At 40.9% G+C, this 18,429-nt stretch carries 17 protein-coding genes; 6 read left to right on the plus strand and 11 right to left on the minus strand.

The window, feature by feature from the left end; translation table 11 throughout:
- Positions 1 to 50 precede the first annotated feature (50 nt).
- From M472_RS30735 to M472_RS30755, 5 genes are all read right to left on the minus strand, one after another.
- Positions 51 to 1,796 carry an FISUMP domain-containing protein gene (locus M472_RS30735; RefSeq protein WP_158499889.1) on the minus strand — a complete coding sequence of 582 codons (1,746 nt, stop codon included), beginning with the start codon at positions 1,794 to 1,796 and terminating at the stop codon, positions 51 to 53.
- 106 nt (positions 1,797 to 1,902) lie between these two features.
- A complete protein-coding gene (locus tag M472_RS30740; RefSeq protein ID WP_021069727.1) occupies positions 1,903 to 3,474 on the minus strand; it encodes a RagB/SusD family nutrient uptake outer membrane protein in 1,572 nt (523 codons plus the stop codon).
- Between the two features lie 19 nt (positions 3,475 to 3,493).
- A complete protein-coding gene (locus tag M472_RS30745) occupies positions 3,494 to 6,928 on the minus strand; it encodes a SusC/RagA family TonB-linked outer membrane protein (RefSeq protein WP_031301538.1) in 3,435 nt (1,144 codons plus the stop codon).
- Positions 6,929 to 7,192: 264 nt separating this feature from the next.
- Positions 7,193 to 8,350: a FecR family protein gene (locus M472_RS30750; RefSeq protein ID WP_021069729.1), complete on the minus strand. Its 1,158-nt coding sequence runs from the start codon at positions 8,348 to 8,350 to the stop codon at positions 7,193 to 7,195.
- Positions 8,351 to 8,426: 76 nt separating this feature from the next.
- The gene (locus M472_RS30755; protein ID WP_021069730.1) at positions 8,427 to 9,023 is read right to left on the minus strand and encodes an RNA polymerase sigma factor; all 597 of its coding nucleotides are present in this window, start codon (positions 9,021 to 9,023) and stop codon (positions 8,427 to 8,429) included.
- A 394-nt stretch (positions 9,024 to 9,417) separates the two neighbouring features.
- Between M472_RS30755 and M472_RS30760 the strand changes: the two genes are divergently transcribed.
- Positions 9,418 to 9,900, plus strand: a complete 483-nt coding sequence (locus M472_RS30760; RefSeq protein ID WP_031301539.1) for a very short patch repair endonuclease — start codon at positions 9,418 to 9,420, stop codon at positions 9,898 to 9,900.
- Positions 9,901 to 9,959: 59 nt separating this feature from the next.
- On the opposite strand, the gene M472_RS30765 is transcribed toward M472_RS30760, so the two are convergent.
- Genes M472_RS30765 through M472_RS30775 form a run of 3 tightly spaced genes read right to left on the minus strand, consistent with a single transcriptional unit; the run spans position 9,960 to position 11,064 of the window.
- Positions 9,960 to 10,172, minus strand: coding sequence for a hypothetical protein (locus M472_RS30765; protein WP_021069732.1), 213 nt, complete (start codon positions 10,170 to 10,172; stop codon positions 9,960 to 9,962).
- Positions 10,173 to 10,193: 21 nt separating this feature from the next.
- Positions 10,194 to 10,760: an RNA polymerase sigma factor gene (locus M472_RS30770; protein ID WP_021069733.1), complete on the minus strand. Its 567-nt coding sequence runs from the start codon at positions 10,758 to 10,760 to the stop codon at positions 10,194 to 10,196.
- Complete coding sequence (locus tag M472_RS30775) at positions 10,735 to 11,064, minus strand: hypothetical protein (RefSeq protein WP_144062684.1); 330 nt, start codon at positions 11,062 to 11,064, stop codon at positions 10,735 to 10,737. Before M472_RS30775 ends, M472_RS30770 begins: the two co-directional genes overlap by 26 nt.
- A 220-nt stretch (positions 11,065 to 11,284) precedes the next feature.
- Here M472_RS30775 and M472_RS30780 point away from each other — a divergent pair, with 220 nt between their 5' ends.
- The 3 genes from M472_RS30780 to M472_RS30790 are packed head-to-tail and all read left to right on the plus strand — an operon-like array spanning position 11,285 to position 13,097.
- Positions 11,285 to 11,587, plus strand: coding sequence for a hypothetical protein (locus tag M472_RS30780; RefSeq protein ID WP_021069735.1), 303 nt, complete (start codon positions 11,285 to 11,287; stop codon positions 11,585 to 11,587).
- Positions 11,587 to 11,955 carry a hypothetical protein gene (locus tag M472_RS30785; RefSeq protein WP_021069736.1) on the plus strand — a complete coding sequence of 123 codons (369 nt, stop codon included), beginning with the start codon at positions 11,587 to 11,589 and terminating at the stop codon, positions 11,953 to 11,955. The genes M472_RS30780 and M472_RS30785 overlap by 1 nt, the downstream gene beginning before the upstream one ends.
- Positions 11,955 to 13,097, plus strand: a complete 1,143-nt coding sequence (locus M472_RS30790) for a glutathionylspermidine synthase family protein (RefSeq protein ID WP_021069737.1) — start codon at positions 11,955 to 11,957, stop codon at positions 13,095 to 13,097. Before M472_RS30785 ends, M472_RS30790 begins: the two co-directional genes overlap by 1 nt.
- Positions 13,098 to 13,156: 59 nt before the next feature.
- On the opposite strand, the gene M472_RS30795 is transcribed toward M472_RS30790, so the two are convergent.
- Entirely contained in the window at positions 13,157 to 14,191 is a 1,035-nt protein-coding gene (locus tag M472_RS30795) for a YncE family protein (RefSeq protein ID WP_021069738.1), read from the minus strand.
- 159 nt (positions 14,192 to 14,350) lie between these two features.
- On the opposite strand from M472_RS30795, the gene M472_RS30800 reads away from it, so the two are divergent.
- Positions 14,351 to 14,647 carry a hypothetical protein gene (locus M472_RS30800; protein WP_021069739.1) on the plus strand — a complete coding sequence of 99 codons (297 nt, stop codon included), beginning with the start codon at positions 14,351 to 14,353 and terminating at the stop codon, positions 14,645 to 14,647.
- Between the two features lie 58 nt (positions 14,648 to 14,705).
- Positions 14,706 to 15,401, plus strand: coding sequence for an SDR family oxidoreductase (locus tag M472_RS30805; protein ID WP_021069740.1), 696 nt, complete (start codon positions 14,706 to 14,708; stop codon positions 15,399 to 15,401).
- Between the two features lie 34 nt (positions 15,402 to 15,435).
- Here M472_RS30805 and M472_RS30810 read toward each other — a convergent pair whose 3' ends face one another.
- Together M472_RS30810 and M472_RS30815 are read right to left on the minus strand one after the other, a co-directional pair.
- Complete coding sequence (locus tag M472_RS30810; protein WP_021069741.1) at positions 15,436 to 16,248, minus strand: endonuclease/exonuclease/phosphatase family protein; 813 nt, start codon at positions 16,246 to 16,248, stop codon at positions 15,436 to 15,438.
- A 4-nt stretch (positions 16,249 to 16,252) separates the two neighbouring features.
- The gene (locus M472_RS30815; protein WP_144062685.1) at positions 16,253 to 18,424 is read right to left on the minus strand and encodes a BACON domain-containing protein; all 2,172 of its coding nucleotides are present in this window, start codon (positions 18,422 to 18,424) and stop codon (positions 16,253 to 16,255) included.
- Positions 18,425 to 18,429 lie beyond the last annotated feature (5 nt).

The raw sequence follows: 18,429 nt of genomic DNA on the forward strand, positions 1-18,429 counted from the left end.
ATCCATAAGATAAGCAGACGCTATGGAAAAATAGCGTCTGCTTGCGAAACTTAACTATCGCTATCTGTTATCTTTATAGCGCCTGCATTCAAACTGCGTATGCTCGAGTTTCTATACATCGCTTGAGAAGACTGAATACCATTCATATGGAATAGCTTATTATTGTTCACATCCTTAAATGATCGTGTCAAGTACCAAGCACCATTCGCATTTCCAAAAGCTGCCCATGCTGTATTTCCACTTTTATAACTTCCGTTCGGTGCGTTAAATCCAGTAATGTTATCATCTTGATCAGGTGTAAAGCCAATAGATGTATTCTCGTCATACATTACAAAATTTCGCAACCGAGACAATCTCGATAGATAATCCCGTAGTTTGGTCGCTTCCTGTACCGTCGGCACCAGCCAGCCCTCAGGCGAAATATTGTCCGCTATGACATCATCTTCATTTACTAAACCAGCTTCCGCTACCGTATTAAATCCACCTATCGCCAAATACGCATAAAGGAAACCAAACCGTTCCCGGTTTGTAATAGCCCCAGCCGCAGTCGAAGCACCATTGTTGTACCCGTTGATATGATAATTAGGATTCATAAAACTACTGTTTAGATTGGTAGGTATACCTTGGAAATTTTTGTTCTGATTGTAATACATCGTATTCAAGTTCTTGCCCATCCAATACTGAGTGCCGATTTTGACAATGGGATAGATTTGTGTTTCACTATTCCGAACATCCTCTATCACATGTGGTACTACCGTAGTCTGCTTACTGTCAGGAATCACATCGGTTCCCATCCCCACATCACCAGGCATATATATGGTTGTCACTGGAGTAGCTTCACTACCTGCCACGTAGCCGGATATGGTATTCCCACCGATATTAAAGGAAACTGTTCCACCGTGTACCGCACCTGTTGGTGCCGCATAATTATAGGTCAGATCTTTCAGATCTTTATTCTCCAGGACAACCTGTGCTACATATCCTTTATTGATATAAACGACATCATTTTCCACCGGATATACCACGACAGCTTGTGCATTGACCTTGTCTACCCCCCTCAAAAATTCCTTTGTAATTTGGGCGACTTGCTTATTACCATCCATCACCTTGTATACACTGGAAGCTGTAAAATCAGGTATCTCGATAATATAAGGTGTCATACCACCTTTCCCCTGATAAAGATTAATAAATGACGTAACCGACTCTCCCGATACACGACGCTTTGCGGTAACCGTGATTAGCGCTTGCTTTGCGGTAGTCAACTCATTTATTTTTACATTTAAATTTATTTTATCTCCCTCTGTCAATATGGACAACCAACTTGCGGTTCCTTCCTCCTGTGTCACGGCTATATCTGTAAGATCTTCAAAGTTTGTAATAGTAACCTGCGCAGAAGAGTTGAGGTAACGTACTGGCACATACGTTTGGGATAGATCCACGCCACCTTCTTTATCTTGCGTTACGATAATCTTTTGAGTGTAATTCCCACTACTGATCACGATATAGGAAGAACGAGACTGGTCCGTATTATTACCATCTACATACACATACATTGATGAGCGTCCAGGGACGATCTCATGTGTTAACCACGTATCTTGTGAAGGGGAGTATACATGCCATCCATTACTTTTTTCGTTCACAGGAATTTCCAGCAAAGTAGACTGTCCTGATTTGTTAAAGTTTAACTCTATATTATCAAGCTGTACCTCCTCTATATTAATAGTTTCTTTTTTACAAGACAGCAAAGTACATCCACACAAAAAGAGGATAACGAAGTAAAAAATATTATTTTTCATCTGTTTATTTTTTATTGTGATGAAGCTATAGACTTGTCTTGTACACACGCTGTTCATTGCAGCAAACACGTAACAGATAAGTCTTAATCATTTCATAAACTGGTTTTTAATCGATTCTATTATATACATCATCGTAGCTTTCATAGCCCACGGTTTGCTGATCACGAATTGCAGGATTAGCTTCCAACTCATTCAAGGGTATAGGATAGATCACCTGCGCGCGAGCATTAGTCTTTGTTCCGTAACCGAAAGCAATGGTTATTTTATTGGCATTTTCCAACAGCTCAGGCCGTTTTAACGTTTCACCGCGTCTGAAATAATCCCAGAAAGTATGGCCTTCCAGCATCAATTCCCGACGTCTTTCTTCATAAACTAATCGTTTACATTGATCCACATCCGAAGTCTTAAAATCAGTATCTTGAACTCGAGCTGTACGTATCAAGTTGTAATAAGATTGCGCATTACTGATATCATCCTTATTCAAATAAGCCTCGGCCAAATTCAGGTATATTTCAGGCAATCTTACCACTGGCAGATTGTATACCGAATGGTATGATTCACCTACATATTTTCGGTATCCCTTATAATCCTTATTTGCAATTCCCAAATCGCAAACAAGGTATCCCCGAACATCCTCTATCCCATTGACCGTATTTTTCAAAAAGCTCACCGTGGCCGGCATCAAACCATACGCTGCATATCCTAAATTCTGAGAGACCTGTCCATCATTGGGTGCGCCAGGGTTGTTATAAGTAGGCTTACGTACCAGCGAATTCAAAGAATTACTTCCTATATGATCCGTCAGGCTATAAGTCAATTCCCAAATATTCTCCGAATTGAAAGGCTTATAATAGGTCGTCTTATAACTGTTATAGGGGATCAAATTAAAACTAGACTGTCCCACACGCAAAGCTTCCTCTCCCATTTCAATAACGTCATCCCACTTATTCATGTACATATACACTCGACTTAACAACGTACAGGTAGCCACGTAATTGATACGTCCACCAATTGCAGCTTTGTTTTTCAGCAAGTCCTTTGCTTTTATAAACTCATTTTCGATATAGGTATAGGTCTCCAAAGCAGTCTTTCTGCGCACCTCATGTTTATAGATATTATTGACCATATCCATATTCTCGACAAGAGGTACGCCCCAAGAAAACTGTTCCCCATATTCTGAACCTCCAGGAACCGAGAAACGAGGAGGATAGGCAAACAGTCGCATCAGATCAAAGTAAGCCAACGCCCGCAAAGCAGTAGCCTCCCCCAGTATGGTCTCTTTTTCTTCTAGGCTTAGCCCCTCCGTTTTGTCTATATTTTCAACAAGTGTAGTTGCGGTACGAATTGCACCGTAAATTGTTATCCACATACCAGGTCCTGCACCGCTCGCACTGGTAGATTCAGAATACCTGTTCTCTCTTTCGAAGGAATTGCCACTGGACAACCGAACAAAGAAATCCATTCCTTTTGCACCCTCATAGGCATACATATTTCGGCCATAGTACGCATCTTTCGTAAAAGAGTCATAGATTCCATTCAACAATGCATGTATTCCTTCTGGTTTAGTCAGTATATCTTCGTCATGATCTGTATACGATTCTTTGTCCAAGAATTTCGTGCATGAAGATGTTGACCATAGAAAGAGACACAATAAGCTATATGTAATAATATATTTCATGATTTATGGCTCTATATATTTAAAAATTCATATTTAGTCCTACTGTAGTTGTTGTAGCAGTGGGATACTTCGCAGGCACCACAAAACCATCCATTTGAAGATCCGGATCATATCCTTTCAAAGCCGTAGCGACCCATAGGTTTTCTACCTGGCTATACAGCGACAGATTGCTGATTCCAAGCTTTCTAAATGTGCTGGGCGCAAAAGCATAAGACAACTTTATATTCTTCAATTTCAAATAGTCTCCCTTGTACAAGTGTCTAGAAGATCCACCAGGCGACAGTTGTCCATTAATGCGAATCCGACTCGTGGCATAAGGATTATCCGGTGTCCATCGATCGAGTTGGGAGATATCTGCATTGTAATCCATAGATTGACCATCAATACCCGTTCTCGAACTCTTTCTTCCGTCAAAAACCTGATGTCCCCAGCCAAATGTCATTAATGCCGACAGTTCCCATCCTTGATAATTCAAGAAATTACTAAATCCCCCTGTAGCTGTAGGAATACCTTTTCCAAGTACACGACGCGATGAGGGGTAATCATTGTTTGCAATAATCTTATTGCCCAAGTTATCATAAGCATAATAAAGAAGCTGTCCTGTATGTCTATTGATACCAGCAAACTCACTCATATACCAAGAACTGACACTCTCTCCATTGCGCTGGATATGTGTACCTATAATATCCTGCTCCAATCCATAATACTTTGAGTTCAGTGTAGCAAGATTGAGCTTGGTATTCCATTTGATTTGCTTATCAATCAAACGAGCCTCGACATCCATTTCGAATCCACGATTGACAATCCCTGCGGAAGTATTCATTAAGATGGAATTATAACCGGACACTTTAGACACCAGCACGTCCTGAAGGAGATCTGAAGACTTACGCTGATAGTATTCTGCAGTTATTTTCACTTTATCCTTAAACATCCCTAAATCCACCCCTACATTGTAGATTTTATTCTTTTCCCAACTCAGATCATACGTACCTCGGTATGTTTGGGACAATGCATGCTCCGAATTGTATCTTCCAGCTCCATTAAACAAGCTACGCCAGCTGTAATAGCTTGTAGGAAGCGTACCGTTATAACCATAACTCGCTTTGAATTTAATGTTGTTGAAGATGGGAGTTATGGTCTTGATGAATGCCCATGGCTCGTTCGTAATTCGATAAGCTCCGGAGATGGACCAAAAGTTGCCCATACGGTGTTCTGGCGAAAATCGAGAAGAATGATCTTGCCTAAACGATCCTCCTATAAAATATCTGTATCGATACGAGTAGTCCAACTTAGACACAATGGATACTTGAGAATAATCATAGCCACTTCCAGCCCAGCCAGACAGTTCCGCTCCTGTTGACAAGACCGGTTTATCATCATTCATAAAGTTCACCGCAGAAACCGAAGTCCACTCTTGCTTGAAATCAACAAGTTCAAATGCTGCTAAAGCATTAAAACGATGTCTATTATTGATTGTATAGTTAAAGTTAAGCGTATTCTTATTGGTCAACTTTATCCTTCTCGAATTGTAGTTGGTCAAATCCCCATTGGCTCCGTATCCCGAGCCGAACTCTCTACCGAAATAATCTATGCGACGTCCCGTGATGTAGTATTGGGAAATATCACTTTTAAAATCCAACCAAGGCTTAATATTCACCCTTACCCAACCCGAGGTCAAAAGACTGAATTGCGGCCTTTCACGAATATTGTCATAGGCACTGGCAATAGGATTATGGCTACCGTTAAGTAAATTATTTGGAAAGCTAAAGTTATAAGATCCATCAGAAAGATAAGCCGGCACAACAGAAGGCAATAACAAGGCCGCATAGTGAGGCATATTGTACGATGTTCCAGCAGTTAATGGGCCACTTTGGTCTGTAGCACTGATCGTACTATTCAAACCCCAATTTATTAATTTCTTACGATCATCAGCACTCAGATTGAACCGCATAGAATAGCGTTGCAACGCACTGTTAAGAATGATCCCCTGTTGATCCAAATAACCTAATGAAAGAAAATATTTAAGACTAGAACTACCTCCGGACATCGAGAAATCATATTGCTGAAATCGAGCTGTCCGTGTGATCTCGTCGTACCAATCCGTATGGGGCAATTTATCCCTATCGGCTCCCCAATAGTCATAATACTGTGTAGTACCATCAGGCTGTGGGATAGCGTAGTAATTATTAAATGCTTGACGAGCCATCTTCTCCCATTGATAGAAGTTTTTCCCTCCAAGGAAGAATCCCAATTTATTATGGTAGAGATTATCTAGATTCTCTTTAAAATTCCCTTCTTGCTGCTGTACCAGTTGATGAAGTTGCCCTTCTGTCCACAATTCCATGTACTGCTCTGATGTAACAAACTCAGGCTTGACCGCTGAAAATATATTCGATACCCCTCCTTGTACAGCGACATTGTACCTTATGCGATCCGCAGCTGTCCCTTGTTTAGTCGTAATCACGATTACGCCATTAGCACCTTGAGATCCATACAGCGAAGCTGAGGCAGCGTCTTTGAGAATAGTCACACTGGCTATGTCTGAAGGGTTCAGAGTCGCCATAGGACTGGATACTGCACCACTATGACCAGTCGTATTGTCTTGATCAAACACTACTCCATCAATCACATACAACGGTTGACTTGAAGAACTCATAGATCCGAAACCACGGAGCCGAACTTCTGCTATATCTCCCGGTTGACCCGAGCTAGACACCGCCAAGCCGGGCACTAGTCCACCGAGGGCATTTTCAAATGAGCCAACGGGACGTCCGGCAATATCCTCCGTCTTAAGCACTTTAGCTGACCCCGTGTAAAGATCCCAATTAATGTCACCATACCCCGTGACAACCACCTCATTGATTCTATTTTCCAAGGTGGTCATAATGACATCAATTTTAGTACGCTTATTTATCTCTATCACCTGGGCCTTCATACCCAGATAGCTATAGCTCAATTTGCCTCCAGACTTATCCGATGCAATTTTGATGATATAAGCACCAGCTCTATCGGTCAAAACAGCATTGCTCGTTCCTTCTTCTCGAACACTCACACCAAATAAGGCATTTTTATTCTCGTCTACCACCAGCCCTTTGATCTCTATCTCCTTTTGTACAGCCGAGCGAGGAGCCCCTATATGATCGTTTCTATCCGCTTCTTTTCCGACAACCTCAATAGCGATAGATTTGCCCTTGATATGATAGGTCAACGATCTAGGTCCCAATAGTTCATCTAATGTCTGAATCAGAGTCTGATCTTTTAGAGAAACGCTCACTGGATTTACTCTATCGACCTCTGCATCACCATAGACAAAGGTATATCCACTTTGCCTGCTCAGCTCGACGAGCACTTTTTTTAGTGGCATTTTTTTTACTGTCAGATTTATGCGCTGTGCATTTGCTTCTGCAAAAGCCGCCATCAATGACATTAAAAATAAAAATAAGGTTAACTTCATGTAATAAACATACTTAGCTATTAAAAATCTGTTTTTACATAGTCCTTTATTGTTCATGGTTTATAACATATTCATAAGTGAACAATACAGACTATCTCCCTGTTTATGAAACACAAAAAGAAGCTTGCGCCATACTTCCGGAATGTTTAAGTTTGTATTATTCGGTTAATAAAAATGGATTATGCTCCGCTTTTGTTCCGACACACTGTCCGCGGTGTCTTCAGCACCGCGACAGTTCTAAACTGCCAAGAACAAGTTTCTATTTTATTTCTTTACAGCAGTCACCCTCCTTCCTTCTATACGAAACTGTACATCTGTCTTTAATGCTATCGCATCCAACACTGTAGCCAATGTCGCATCCCGCGGGATGACAGCCGACAGCTTCTGTCTATTAAATGTTGACATATCGACATCAACATCGTACCAACGTTCGAGTTGTTTGGCAAACAACCCTAATTCTTGATCATGTACAACATACAGGCCTTCTTTCCAAGAAACAATCTCCGTGATATCCACTTGCTGTACCTTCATCCTTCCCTGAGGTGCAATCTGAACCTGATCCCCAGGCTTCAACACCAACTCCTCACCTGTCTGTGCATGTGTCACGCGTACACTTCCCTCGCTCAATGTCGTTATCACTCGCCCGTTATCTCGGTAAGCATTGACATTAAAATGAGTACCCAGCACTTCGATTCTTTGATTATCGCTTTCCACAATGAAAGGTCTATTTCTTTCCTTAGCGACTTCTAAATATACTTCTCCCCGTACGGACAGCTTACGTTCTTTATTATCGAATACCACGGGATAGCTGATCTCAGAATCTGCATTCAGCCAAGCCTGCGTACCATCTGGCAAACTTACTCTAAACTGCCCCCCTTTTGGCGTACGCAGAATCAGGCGTTCCGAATTACCAACAGCAGCCAACAAAGTCCCATCGGCGTACTGTACCACATCCTCCTTATTGACAATCCCCAATGCACTACTATCCAACACAATCGTACGATCGTCATCCAGAATCAATACAGCTCGATCAGTCCCAGGAGCAATATCTACAGCCGTCGCGACCGATAAATCGGAAGAAGAGTCATAAAACCTCCAATAACCTAAACCGACCAACACGCATAAAAAGACCGCAGCTATACGCAACCACTGCTGTTGAGATAACCGATACACCTTTTTCACTTCTTTTTCCTCCTGTCTGACTACTGCATTCAGTTTAGTCGCGTTACGCTCCAACATGGAAGAAATATAGTCCGGATCTGTGCTATCTGAATCCCTATCGTCTAATACTTGTCTTATACGATCATCAAGTTCAGTTTCTCCGTTCGTTTCTTCTTCAAAGAATGACAACAAACGCTGCAACTCTTCACGACTGATATCACCGCTTAGGTAACGTTCAAATAAAGTACTTTTGTTCTCCAATTTATAATTCGTTTATAGTGTAGTCGTAACGAATTGGAAAACTCTCGGCTCTGAAAGAAAAAAAAAATGAAAATTATTATTTAAGATACAGGCTGATCAACAAGAGGTATAAAAGATGAGAATATTTGCCTTGTAATTGTTGCTTGAAAAACTCTGAAGATCGTGCCATGTGATCCTTTATCGTTGACATAGAAACCTCAAAATATGCAGCAGCTTCAGCATAAGATTTACCTTCTATTTTGATCATACGGAATACCTTTTGACGTTGTGGGGGTAGTTGTGCAACAAGTGATTCCAATAACGCTGCATTTTCTTTATCTTCTAACACTGCTTCGATATGTTCGTATGAAAAAGATGCCCAATGAACCAACTCCTCCTGTAAAGCTTTATCTCTCGACGCCTTCCGATAAAAATCGATCACTTTGTGCCTTACAATCGTAAACAGATAGGCTTTCAGGGACTGTACCCCTTCAAGACTTTCACGTTGAACCCATAACGCAGTAAATACGTCCTGATGTATCTCCTCCACCTGCTCAGGGATACGAACCAATTGGTGTAATTTTCGTGCCATGAGTCTACCATATGCTTCATAAATACGGTCAAATGCCTTCACATCTCCCAGCTGTAAAGTCACTAAAAGCATTTTTTCCTCTTCTATAGAAAGCGTAACCATGGTATAAACAATTGGCCAGTTGGCAACGAATTAAAGAAAACTTTTAAATAAAGTCAAATAAATTAACGTAAAAAAGAATACACTCAATCCTATTCCATTTTTTCATTCCATCAACCATCGCACAAAATAATGAAATAAAGAACACCGATTAAATAACAAAATCAGGATATTAATTCCATTTCTAACGTTTTTTCAATGGCAAAGAACTAGCTAAACAAAAACTTTAACCAAGCTGCATCTATTTAAAACAAAAACTTTATATAAACAAACTAAAGCATTGACAAACAATATATATTTCTTTAAAAGAAAACACAAAACAACAAGCATTACGAATTTAACAATTTGTATTCTTCACGGGTATCTTAGGTTTGAACCGTATTTTCTCTAAATTTGTATGATGCACAATTATGATGATGAAGATCGAATAATGGTTCCGCGATTTGAGGAGTCCGCGGGTTTCTATACTACTGGTAAACGTAGTAAGATGATGTCCAAAATGAAAAGCAAGCACTCCAAACCCGAGGTCCTATTAAGACGTGCTTTATGGGCAAAGAATATTCGTTTCCGCATCCACGACAACACCCTACCCGGACACCCTGATATCGTAATCAAGAAATATAAGTTAGCGATATTTGTCGATGGTGAGTTTTGGCATGGCTTCGAATGGAAAAAAAACCGAGAGCAAATCAAATCCAACCGCTTGTTTTGGATTCCGAAGATCGAACGAAATATGCAGAAAGATGAGCGTGTAAACCGTGCGCTTAGAGAGATGAACTATACTGTGTTTCGCTTTTGGTCACGAGATATTTTAAAGAATTTGCCAACAGTACTCCACCAAATCGAACTGTTCCTGGAAACGAGAAAGCTATGGAGATAACGCAGTCCCCATAGCCCTTATGTTCACAAAAACAGAACATGTAATATACCTACCAGAAACTAGTAGGGCAATTCCTCACAATTATACCCCAGCTCCACTAAAAGTTCAATAATAGCAGCAGCTTTTGATGTCGGTGTGTCCACCCGAAATATATTGTCACAGTCTTCGAGATCGAAGTTCCATCTTGCATCTGGAAGCTGTTCTTCCAAATAAGGTTTCAGTGTCTGAATATCCTGATCGCTCTCTACCGAGGTAGCAAATATATAAATCATAATGATAGCGTATTTTTATATCTAATAAAACATAAGGTCTTTATACAGTGTGTATAGTCTTTTTCGAAGATGCTTAACAGCATAGTGCTTCCGGGACAAGAGGGTATTAAGAGGGATATCCAAACTCATCGCCACTTCCTTAACAGGCATTCGCTCTATCTCCGTCAATTCGAATGCTTCCCGCTGTTCTATCGGTAATTCAGAAAGCCCACTCTCGAGTTCCTTCCACACCAAAGAACGCAGGTACACCAATTCTGGAGTTGGGCTACGCTCGCCAAATAAGATATCTGAAAATTCTTCTAGAATTTCTCCTTCATCATCGTGCGAAAGTAACGGCATGGCCACCTCACGCTTCTTCTTACCCTTATTAATAATAACATTCCGTGCTACACGATACAACCAAGCCGAAACCTGCTCGATAGGCGTCAAGTTAGCATCAATAGTCCTTACCAGTTGGTAGAAAACATCTTGAAGAATATCTTCAGCGTCCTCTGTATTAGAGACACGCTTTTGAATAAAGGAGCGCAATTTGGGCTGCTGCTCTCTAACGAGCCGGTCAACATCAATCTTCTTTCCTGGTTCCGTCATCTTGTGTTGTATCAAAATGATCTGCTCCGAAAGGATATCCGAAACCAAATTTCCGTCGCTTACAAATAAACTCTTTACGTTGTTCTGCAGTCATACTGGCCCATTTTTCCGACATTGCTCCGCCTTTCATGGCACCAAAACCAGGACCGCATCCTTTGCCTCGCCCTCCACCGAAGCGGCCAAAAAGCAGACGTGCCAGCGCAAACAGACCCAGTGCCTGCCAAAAGTTAATCGAAGTGAGTCCGAATATTTCTGGAATCAACAGATTCCACAATACCATGATGACACCACTCAAAGCAGCCATGCAGGCTATGCCTAATAAGGCAAATTTTATTTTTCTTAATTTCATATTATTTCAAAATTATCCCGTGTTACTTTTACAGAGCCCTCTATAAATGTAGACAATCTAGTGTTGAAAATATTTTAGATAAATTTCACTTTTTTTCCCGAACAGCATATTTTTTTCTATTTTCTGTATAATTCTCATTTTTTTAAGACAAGGATTAATGGCATATTTGTAAGGTATGAACGTAACAAACTACTTTATAACGGCACTATCCGTCTCCTTGCTAACGGCATGTAACAGCGGTCAACAAGAGCAGATTCTAGAGCAACTGGACAAGAAATCCGCTCGTGAAGTGACTTTGAAAACAGTGACGCAAGGAGATTCGGTATTGCATATCACAAGCCAACATATTTGGTACAATGGCGAGCAGATTGCTTCAAAAAATGATACCATCAAGACTCTTGCGGCCCCAAATACATGGGATGGCATTGATTCTACGAAGACCCTGAGTAAAGTTCCCATCTATGTAACTGTACAATAATGAGAAAACCTTCAGCAAAAAACATTCAATTGGTATTGATCACTTCTGTATTGGCTTCTTGCGCACAGCCACAAGCTAAAGTGGAAGACAAGCAACGAGTCTATATGCGAGCAGATTCTACAGCAGCTTATACGGAGGTCACGGACAACTACCGACCTGGACACGGTACAGGTGGTGGCATGGGCTCTTCCTTATTGTGGTTTATGGCATTCAGGCATATGGGTGGTGTATTAGGTTATGCAAACAACAACTTGCATCCACAATCCGTTTCCGGAACTAATGCAGCCAAAGCTGCTGCCTTTAAAGCTCAGCGAGGCGGCTTTGGAAAAAGTGCAACCACGACGCCTAGAGCATCAGCAGGATCATAATGCGGACAAATAAATTACGGATAGATCCTAACTGGAAATCCCGATTAGAATCTATAGGTTATGGTTACCACACACTAGATAATGTTCCTTATTGGGTCGATGATTACTATTATGAGATCAGTGCCAAAGAGGCCGATTTAATATACAAAGCTACGAATGAGCTATGGTCAATGTGTCTAGAAGCGGTCGAGTACATTATCAAAAATAAGTTATACCAACGCTTTCATATCCCTCCTTATATCATACATCATATCGAGCGTACTTGGGAAGATGATGCCCCCTCTTTATATGGTCGATTCGACTTTGCCTACGACAAGGCGAATGGCGCTTTGAAAATGTTGGAGTTCAATGCCGACACACCCACCTCGCTATTTGAGACAGGAATAGTACAATGGTACTGGAAGAAACATTATTTTCCAGAATTAACAGATCAATTCAACAGTATTCATGAGCAGCTCATAAACAGTTGGGGCGAGCTGGCACCGTATTTAAAAGGCGATATACTTCACTTTGCCTGTAGTAAGGAAACCTTAGAGGATCTAACCAATGTCGAATATTTAAGAGACACCGCCATTCAAGCAGGGTTACAGACTAAGCTAATCTATATGGATGATATTGGCTGGACCGGGCGTAATTTTGCAGATCTCGAAGGTGATCCTATACAATCCATTTTCAAGTTGTATCCCTGGGAATGGATGACGCGTGAAGAGTTTGGTGTACACATCATCAACGATCTAAACCAGGCCCAATGGATCGAACCTTCCTGGAAAATGCTATTGTCCAACAAAGCAATATTACCTATTCTTTGGGAGCTATTTCCTAATCATTCCCACCTGTTAGCCTCCTATTTTGACAGACCTCAGCACCTGCAGCATTTTGTAAAAAAACCCATCCTTGCGCGCGAAGGAGCCAATGTGGAGATGTACTATGACAAACAGATGATTTACGCGACAGACGGAGAATATGGTGAAGAAGGATTTATCTATCAAGAACTAGCGACATTGCACCGCGAAGAAACGGGATTCTCCATTATTGGCAGTTGGCTTATTGGGCAAGAGTCCTGCGGTATCTCTTTCAGGGAGTCCGATATGCCTATTACCACAGATCAAAGCCGGTTTATACCGCATATCATCAGGCATTAAAAAAATAAAGAGCGCTCATCGTCGATGTAGCGCTCTTATTCTAATTGATAAAAATAATACTAAATTCTATTAATTTTCAAAACCGTATTCCCATTCTCCACAGGTTCTCCTTTCTTACCGGCTCCCTTGTTGGTCACATAGATAGCACGTGATGCCGGATCCAAAGTAATCGTATTAGGCAATCCCTTGGTCGCAATACGCTCTACCACCTGATAGCTGTCTGTATTAATAACCGCTACCTCCTGCTTATTCCGATTAGCTGTATACAACAGTTTACTTTTTTCATCATAGACCAGTCCTATAGGTGATGAATCATAACCTAAATAAACCTTCTGTAGGATATCACCTGTATTACCATCCACTATCGTTACGTTGTTATCATTAGACTGACTTACAAATAAGCGATTACCCGCCTTATCCAACGCAATATTTAGAGGACAGTAAGACCATGTTTTAAACTGACCTTCCAAGTTTCCAGACTCACTGTTATAGACGAGAATACTCCCCTCCATTGTATTAGCATCTGTACCGTATACCTTGCCACGTTGAGGATCAACATTGAGACCAAGAAGATAAGCATCTGATTTATCAAATGATCCTAAGTAAGTATTCGTCTTTCCATCGATCTCCCAAATAGAAGGATTACCATGATCCGATACATACACCTTGTCTCTTACCTCATCTACGGCTATTTCCCGAATTTTAGCTTTGGCTTTCCCACTGGATATCACTTGTTGCTTTTTACTCTTTAGATCCACAGCAGACACAGCATCCTGCAAGGAATGTCCAACATACAGCGTTTGCGTCTTATTGTTCAGAGCGATAGCAAATGGAAGGTATTTTCCCAACGAAATAGAATCCTGTATAGCAAGACTCTTCCCATCTAAAACATATATAAAGTTTTCGGCCTCTTTATTAAATCCCTTCTGTGGTCCTGCCACGTAGACAAGGTTATTAGTGGGATTATATACCAATTGATAAAGTTCATTAGGCAGTTTTTGCGCCTGCTCAATTTTAAAATTAGCATTATTCTCTTGACCAAACGCAAGAACTGAAGCGAATGCCATCGTCGCACCTAAAAGTATCTGTTTCATATTTTATAAAATAGTTTATTTAGATAAATTATAAACAAGTCTTTATTAGAGGAGTTGCTCAACCTTTTAATTTCCGAAGTAAAGAATTATTTTAATCCACTTTCAATCTCTTGTGGCTATAAATTAAAACACTAAATTTGGTTTTACTTTTATACATTTATGTTCAGATCCATACGATATCTCACTTTCATTACGGTTTTTTTTTCTTGCGGTGCAAAACACGAAGAGAAAAATATCCAATGGTACCACGCTCAGGTCATAGAACAGTTAGAACCTCAAGGAGACTCGGTCTATCGGGTACAGATTGGCATCATGGCATCTTCATTCTGGCTGACAACAGATACAAAACACTTTTCCAAACATCTATCCCTATTAGAAAATAGCTTGACAAATCGAAAAGCACTAGATATAGGTGTAGAAAATGGAAGTAACAAGATAATCTTGATCAAGAAATAAATCAGGTTTGATCACAACGATATCAGATCAAACAAACTGAAAACTCATTTAGAAGGGAATGGATAAAAAGACCTATTTAATTTTTGGAATCAGCAAGGGATTAGGGAAAGCAATAGCTCAAAAGCTACCGAATAAAGAAGATACGGTATTTGGAATTTCAAGAAGCAAACCGGCCTACCTGGATCAACAGAAAAACATGCAATGGATAGCAGCTGATTTATCAGCACCCAGCGTAGCCACTCAGCTATTAAAAGAAAAGATCCAAGATCAAAAGATAGACTATTTTATCTACAATGTGGGAATTTGGGAAGAGCTCGCCTTCTCTTCTGACTACGACTTCCAACATGTACCCGAAAGCGAAATCATTACTATTATTAATACGAATATCACCTCTTGCCTATTGATCGTCCAATCGATTATTGACAACCTCAAGCGGTCTCCTAATGCCAAAGTTATCTTTATCGGTTCGACATGGGGACTCGACAATCATAAGGGTAAAGAAGTTGTATTCTCTGCTACCAAATTTGCCTTGAGAGGCATTGTACATGCGCTACGCGAAAATCTTCGCACCTACAGGGTTGGAGTATCTATCTTGAATCTGGGGTATCTAGCAACACTGCCCAATGAATCCGAGAATAAAGATCTCATCCCACTAGAAGATGTCATCGCTGCACTTCGCTTTGTAACGACCACCTCCAACTCCAGTTGTGTGAAAGAAATCAATATGCCAGCTATGGAGGACGATAACATGTAAAAAAGGGGTGTCTTTTGCAAGACCCCCCTTCATATTACCAAGTAACAATTAAATCCGCTAGGATCGGTAAATGATCCAAATCATTTAAATGGGTAAATGGAGCAGATACATTCATAATCTTAATGTTGCTGCTCGTTACGATATTATCGATACTCCTATTGGGTACCGCTCCGACCCGACCTTCAGCAGCATTCGTACCTGCCGCAGTTGCAAACCAGCCTTGTGCATCCCCATTCGCCATATTAAAGCCAGCTTCTTTAAACTTCAACTGTACTTTGTCTACAGCATTCATGTCGCCCATACAAATAAAATATTCATGCTTCTTTAATTCTGCCAATAGCGCATCCATGGAACTATTATGCCATTCCTTCTGCCAAGGAATATGTGATGATATAATCGTAATGATCTTATCACCTATTTTTAAATCACCCAACACCGCATAATAATCTCCATCCCATTTCTCCTGACGAATGTTTGTTAAGGAATAATTTGTAGCGATACCATTGTATATCCATCTGTTCTCCTTGCCGAAATAGACATTTTGATAAAATGGTTTTAACAACTCCGCCGCCGCATTCACGGTACTGTCTTTATCAAAATATGTATTCCATTCATTGACTGCAAAAATATCAAGTCCCTGTTGAGCGATCCAGCTTTTCCACCGAAACAACTCAGCACGCATCATTTTACCCTCTCCCTGGAAACCACCTAATCGTCCTTGATTAAAATGCCCAATATTATATACCCCCACCTTAATACGTAGGGGCAAGTTGTCCGGCAACTGTCCAAATGCAGTAGCACAAGTCAACGCCAAAAGTCCAAACAATCCTGTAACTCTCTTTATCATTTTTCTATTTATTATAACGAATTGCCAAATAACCGATCCCAGTCGTAGTGGCGACAGACAATGGTTCACTCGCATAACTATTTCCGTCTGATGCCAAGTTTCTCTCCACTACAAGCCTAAGGTACACCTTTTCTTTTCCTAATAAGGCCAGTGGAAGCTTCACATTAATATTCTTATAACCTGGCAATTGATGTATGTTCGTATTTGCCCATAGGGGTGCATCAGGTACCGTATAGCTTTTTATTTTGGTCCAAGCACCATCCATATTTCCATGCTCCGACCATTCTACTTTCCAGTAACGTGGCGCACCCTTACCAGTTCCTCCAACGTGGTTATTTACGGTAAACTGCATAGAAAGCTGATTGGTATTGATTCCCAAAGTAGAAAAATCTACCACAAAGCCTTCGCCTCTATCCTTTTCATAATTCCACCAAGTATTGTTCGCTACAATAGTTGCATTTGTTACAGCGCCCTTACCATCCGAATTGGTCGTCGCTTCCGTATTCTGCTTGCTACCGGCGCTGGTCAACACCCCATTTCCATATTGGTTTGTGTTTCCTATGTTTTCCTTACCCACAGGGCCTAAATAGCTGTTATCAGAGCTTCGGCTCAGATTCACCGTATTCGTAGAAAAACTTATACTTCCATTATTACCAAAGGTCGGCAAAGCTATTCCATTCACAATATTCGGATACTGATACTCGGTAAGCAACTCTGAAAAACCACTATTCAGCGCAGTACTGATCTTAATATCCTCCTTCGCCAAGTGCCGGATTTGATAACGGCCTATATTGCCATAATCTTGCTCAGAAGCTGCATCCTGATACTCAAATCGTGTAAACTTCTCATGCACAATAATACCAGAGATCGTTCCCGACCCAGCAGGCAACATACTACCATCTCTACGGTATGTCGTACGTGTGTTGGTTAGTGTAAAGAAATCATCTCCGTTTTTATCCCGCATCAACAACGGATACTTACCAATACGATCAGCCGAAAACAGAGTTGAATATCCTTCATTGATCGGCGTAAAAGATCCTTTCCGAATAGGAAACTCCACATCCTTCAATGTCACAAAGGTATAGATATCGTCATCCGTCAAGTCGCCAACATACTTCTGTTTGACGGCAATCTGAGCAGCAGAACCTTCCTCCTGCTTCATCACCATCATCGAGGTAACCCCTGTCAACGTATACCGATTGGGATTCGACTCCCGCTCTACACCAACGCCCTTCAATAAGATCTGCACCTTACTGTATCTTTTAAAAATATTATCTGCAGGCGTACTCGTCAAAATACGAAAACCATATCGTCCGTCCTCACTTTGTACATATACCGTGCGGTCATTTTCTGCGTAATTGATCTTCGTAGGTGTTGTTTGGGGTACATCTCCTACGTTAGGATTTCCTGCCTCACTCACGACATGGCCTTCTATAAACAAGTCAGAAGTTATTTTCTCTCCCGCCCAAATCCGGATTTCCGGAAAATCAGCCTGCGTTCCGAACATATTTTGCGCATTTGCCTGTAGAAGATACAACGTAGAAACCTGTTCCATATCCCATCCATCTTTATATGAAAGACGAATCTGTACACTTCGCAGTTCCGTCTGCGAAGTATTCGGCTTTACGGTGAAGCTAAAATTTTCCGTACTCTTATCATAAGCAAAATCTGTATTAACCCAAGGCTCTACATCTGGAGATGGATATACGACCGCTATCGTGATATCTTCCAATGGAATATTGGTATTCAGCTTACCCACTACCTGTCCACCATCTCCCAGCACAGTCGTGTTCAATGTTGGAAAATTCAGTGCAGGTTGTACCGCCCCACTCTGTTTAACCATTACCGTATCATAGCGTTCGCTTTCAGGAGCATATAGAGCGACCAAGGATTTACGAGGAAAACCATCGTTAGCCTCGTAATCCAACATGAAGCTGGTATCTCCTTTCATTTTATTACTATTCAGCTTTAACCACTCCTGTTCCGCTGGCAACATCACCTCAAAGTTTCCGCTGGACAACACGTTGACTTCCAATTGGCCAGCCGTTGCTGGTATGGTATATTCTTTCTTTGCAGCTCCTAATTCCGAAAACCGGAGATATTCTGCATCATCCTTTTTGCAAGCAAACACGATCATCAGCAAGCAAAAAACACCGATATATTGTAATTTGACCATTTTTC

Origin of the sequence: Sphingobacterium paucimobilis HER1398, from assembly GCF_000416985.1 — a bacterium.
Lineage (GTDB): Bacteria > Bacteroidota > Bacteroidia > Sphingobacteriales > Sphingobacteriaceae > Sphingobacterium > Sphingobacterium paucimobilis.

What these genes read in the sequence shown, in the direction of transcription:
- M472_RS30755 (WP_021069730.1), bottom strand. Translation starts at nt 9,023, where the DNA reads ATGGTTACGCTTTCTATAGAAGAGGAAAAAATGCTTTTAGTGACTTTA.
- M472_RS30765 (WP_021069732.1), bottom strand. Translation starts at nt 10,172, where the DNA reads ATGATTTATATATTTGCTACCTCGGTAGAGAGCGATCAGGATATTCAG.
- M472_RS30790 (WP_021069737.1), top strand. Translation starts at nt 11,955, where the DNA reads ATGCGGACAAATAAATTACGGATAGATCCTAACTGGAAATCCCGATTA.
- M472_RS30775 (WP_144062684.1), bottom strand. Translation starts at nt 11,064, where the DNA reads ATGGCTGCTTTGAGTGGTGTCATCATGGTATTGTGGAATCTGTTGATT.
- M472_RS30800 (WP_021069739.1), top strand. Translation starts at nt 14,351, where the DNA reads ATGTTCAGATCCATACGATATCTCACTTTCATTACGGTTTTTTTTTCT.
- M472_RS30745 (WP_031301538.1), bottom strand. Translation starts at nt 6,928, where the DNA reads ATGAAGTTAACCTTATTTTTATTTTTAATGTCATTGATGGCGGCTTTT.
- M472_RS30810 (WP_021069741.1), bottom strand. Translation starts at nt 16,248, where the DNA reads ATGATAAAGAGAGTTACAGGATTGTTTGGACTTTTGGCGTTGACTTGT.
- M472_RS30740 (WP_021069727.1), bottom strand. Translation starts at nt 3,474, where the DNA reads ATGAAATATATTATTACATATAGCTTATTGTGTCTCTTTCTATGGTCA.
- M472_RS30785 (WP_021069736.1), top strand. Translation starts at nt 11,587, where the DNA reads ATGAGAAAACCTTCAGCAAAAAACATTCAATTGGTATTGATCACTTCT.
- M472_RS30815 (WP_144062685.1), bottom strand. Translation starts at nt 18,424, where the DNA reads ATGGTCAAATTACAATATATCGGTGTTTTTTGCTTGCTGATGATCGTG.
- M472_RS30805 (WP_021069740.1), top strand. Translation starts at nt 14,706, where the DNA reads ATGGATAAAAAGACCTATTTAATTTTTGGAATCAGCAAGGGATTAGGG.
- M472_RS30760 (WP_031301539.1), top strand. Translation starts at nt 9,418, where the DNA reads ATGATGCACAATTATGATGATGAAGATCGAATAATGGTTCCGCGATTT.
- M472_RS30735 (WP_158499889.1), bottom strand. Translation starts at nt 1,796, where the DNA reads ATGAAAAATAATATTTTTTACTTCGTTATCCTCTTTTTGTGTGGATGT.
- M472_RS30780 (WP_021069735.1), top strand. Translation starts at nt 11,285, where the DNA reads ATGAACGTAACAAACTACTTTATAACGGCACTATCCGTCTCCTTGCTA.
- M472_RS30770 (WP_021069733.1), bottom strand. Translation starts at nt 10,760, where the DNA reads ATGACGGAACCAGGAAAGAAGATTGATGTTGACCGGCTCGTTAGAGAG.
- M472_RS30795 (WP_021069738.1), bottom strand. Translation starts at nt 14,191, where the DNA reads ATGAAACAGATACTTTTAGGTGCGACGATGGCATTCGCTTCAGTTCTT.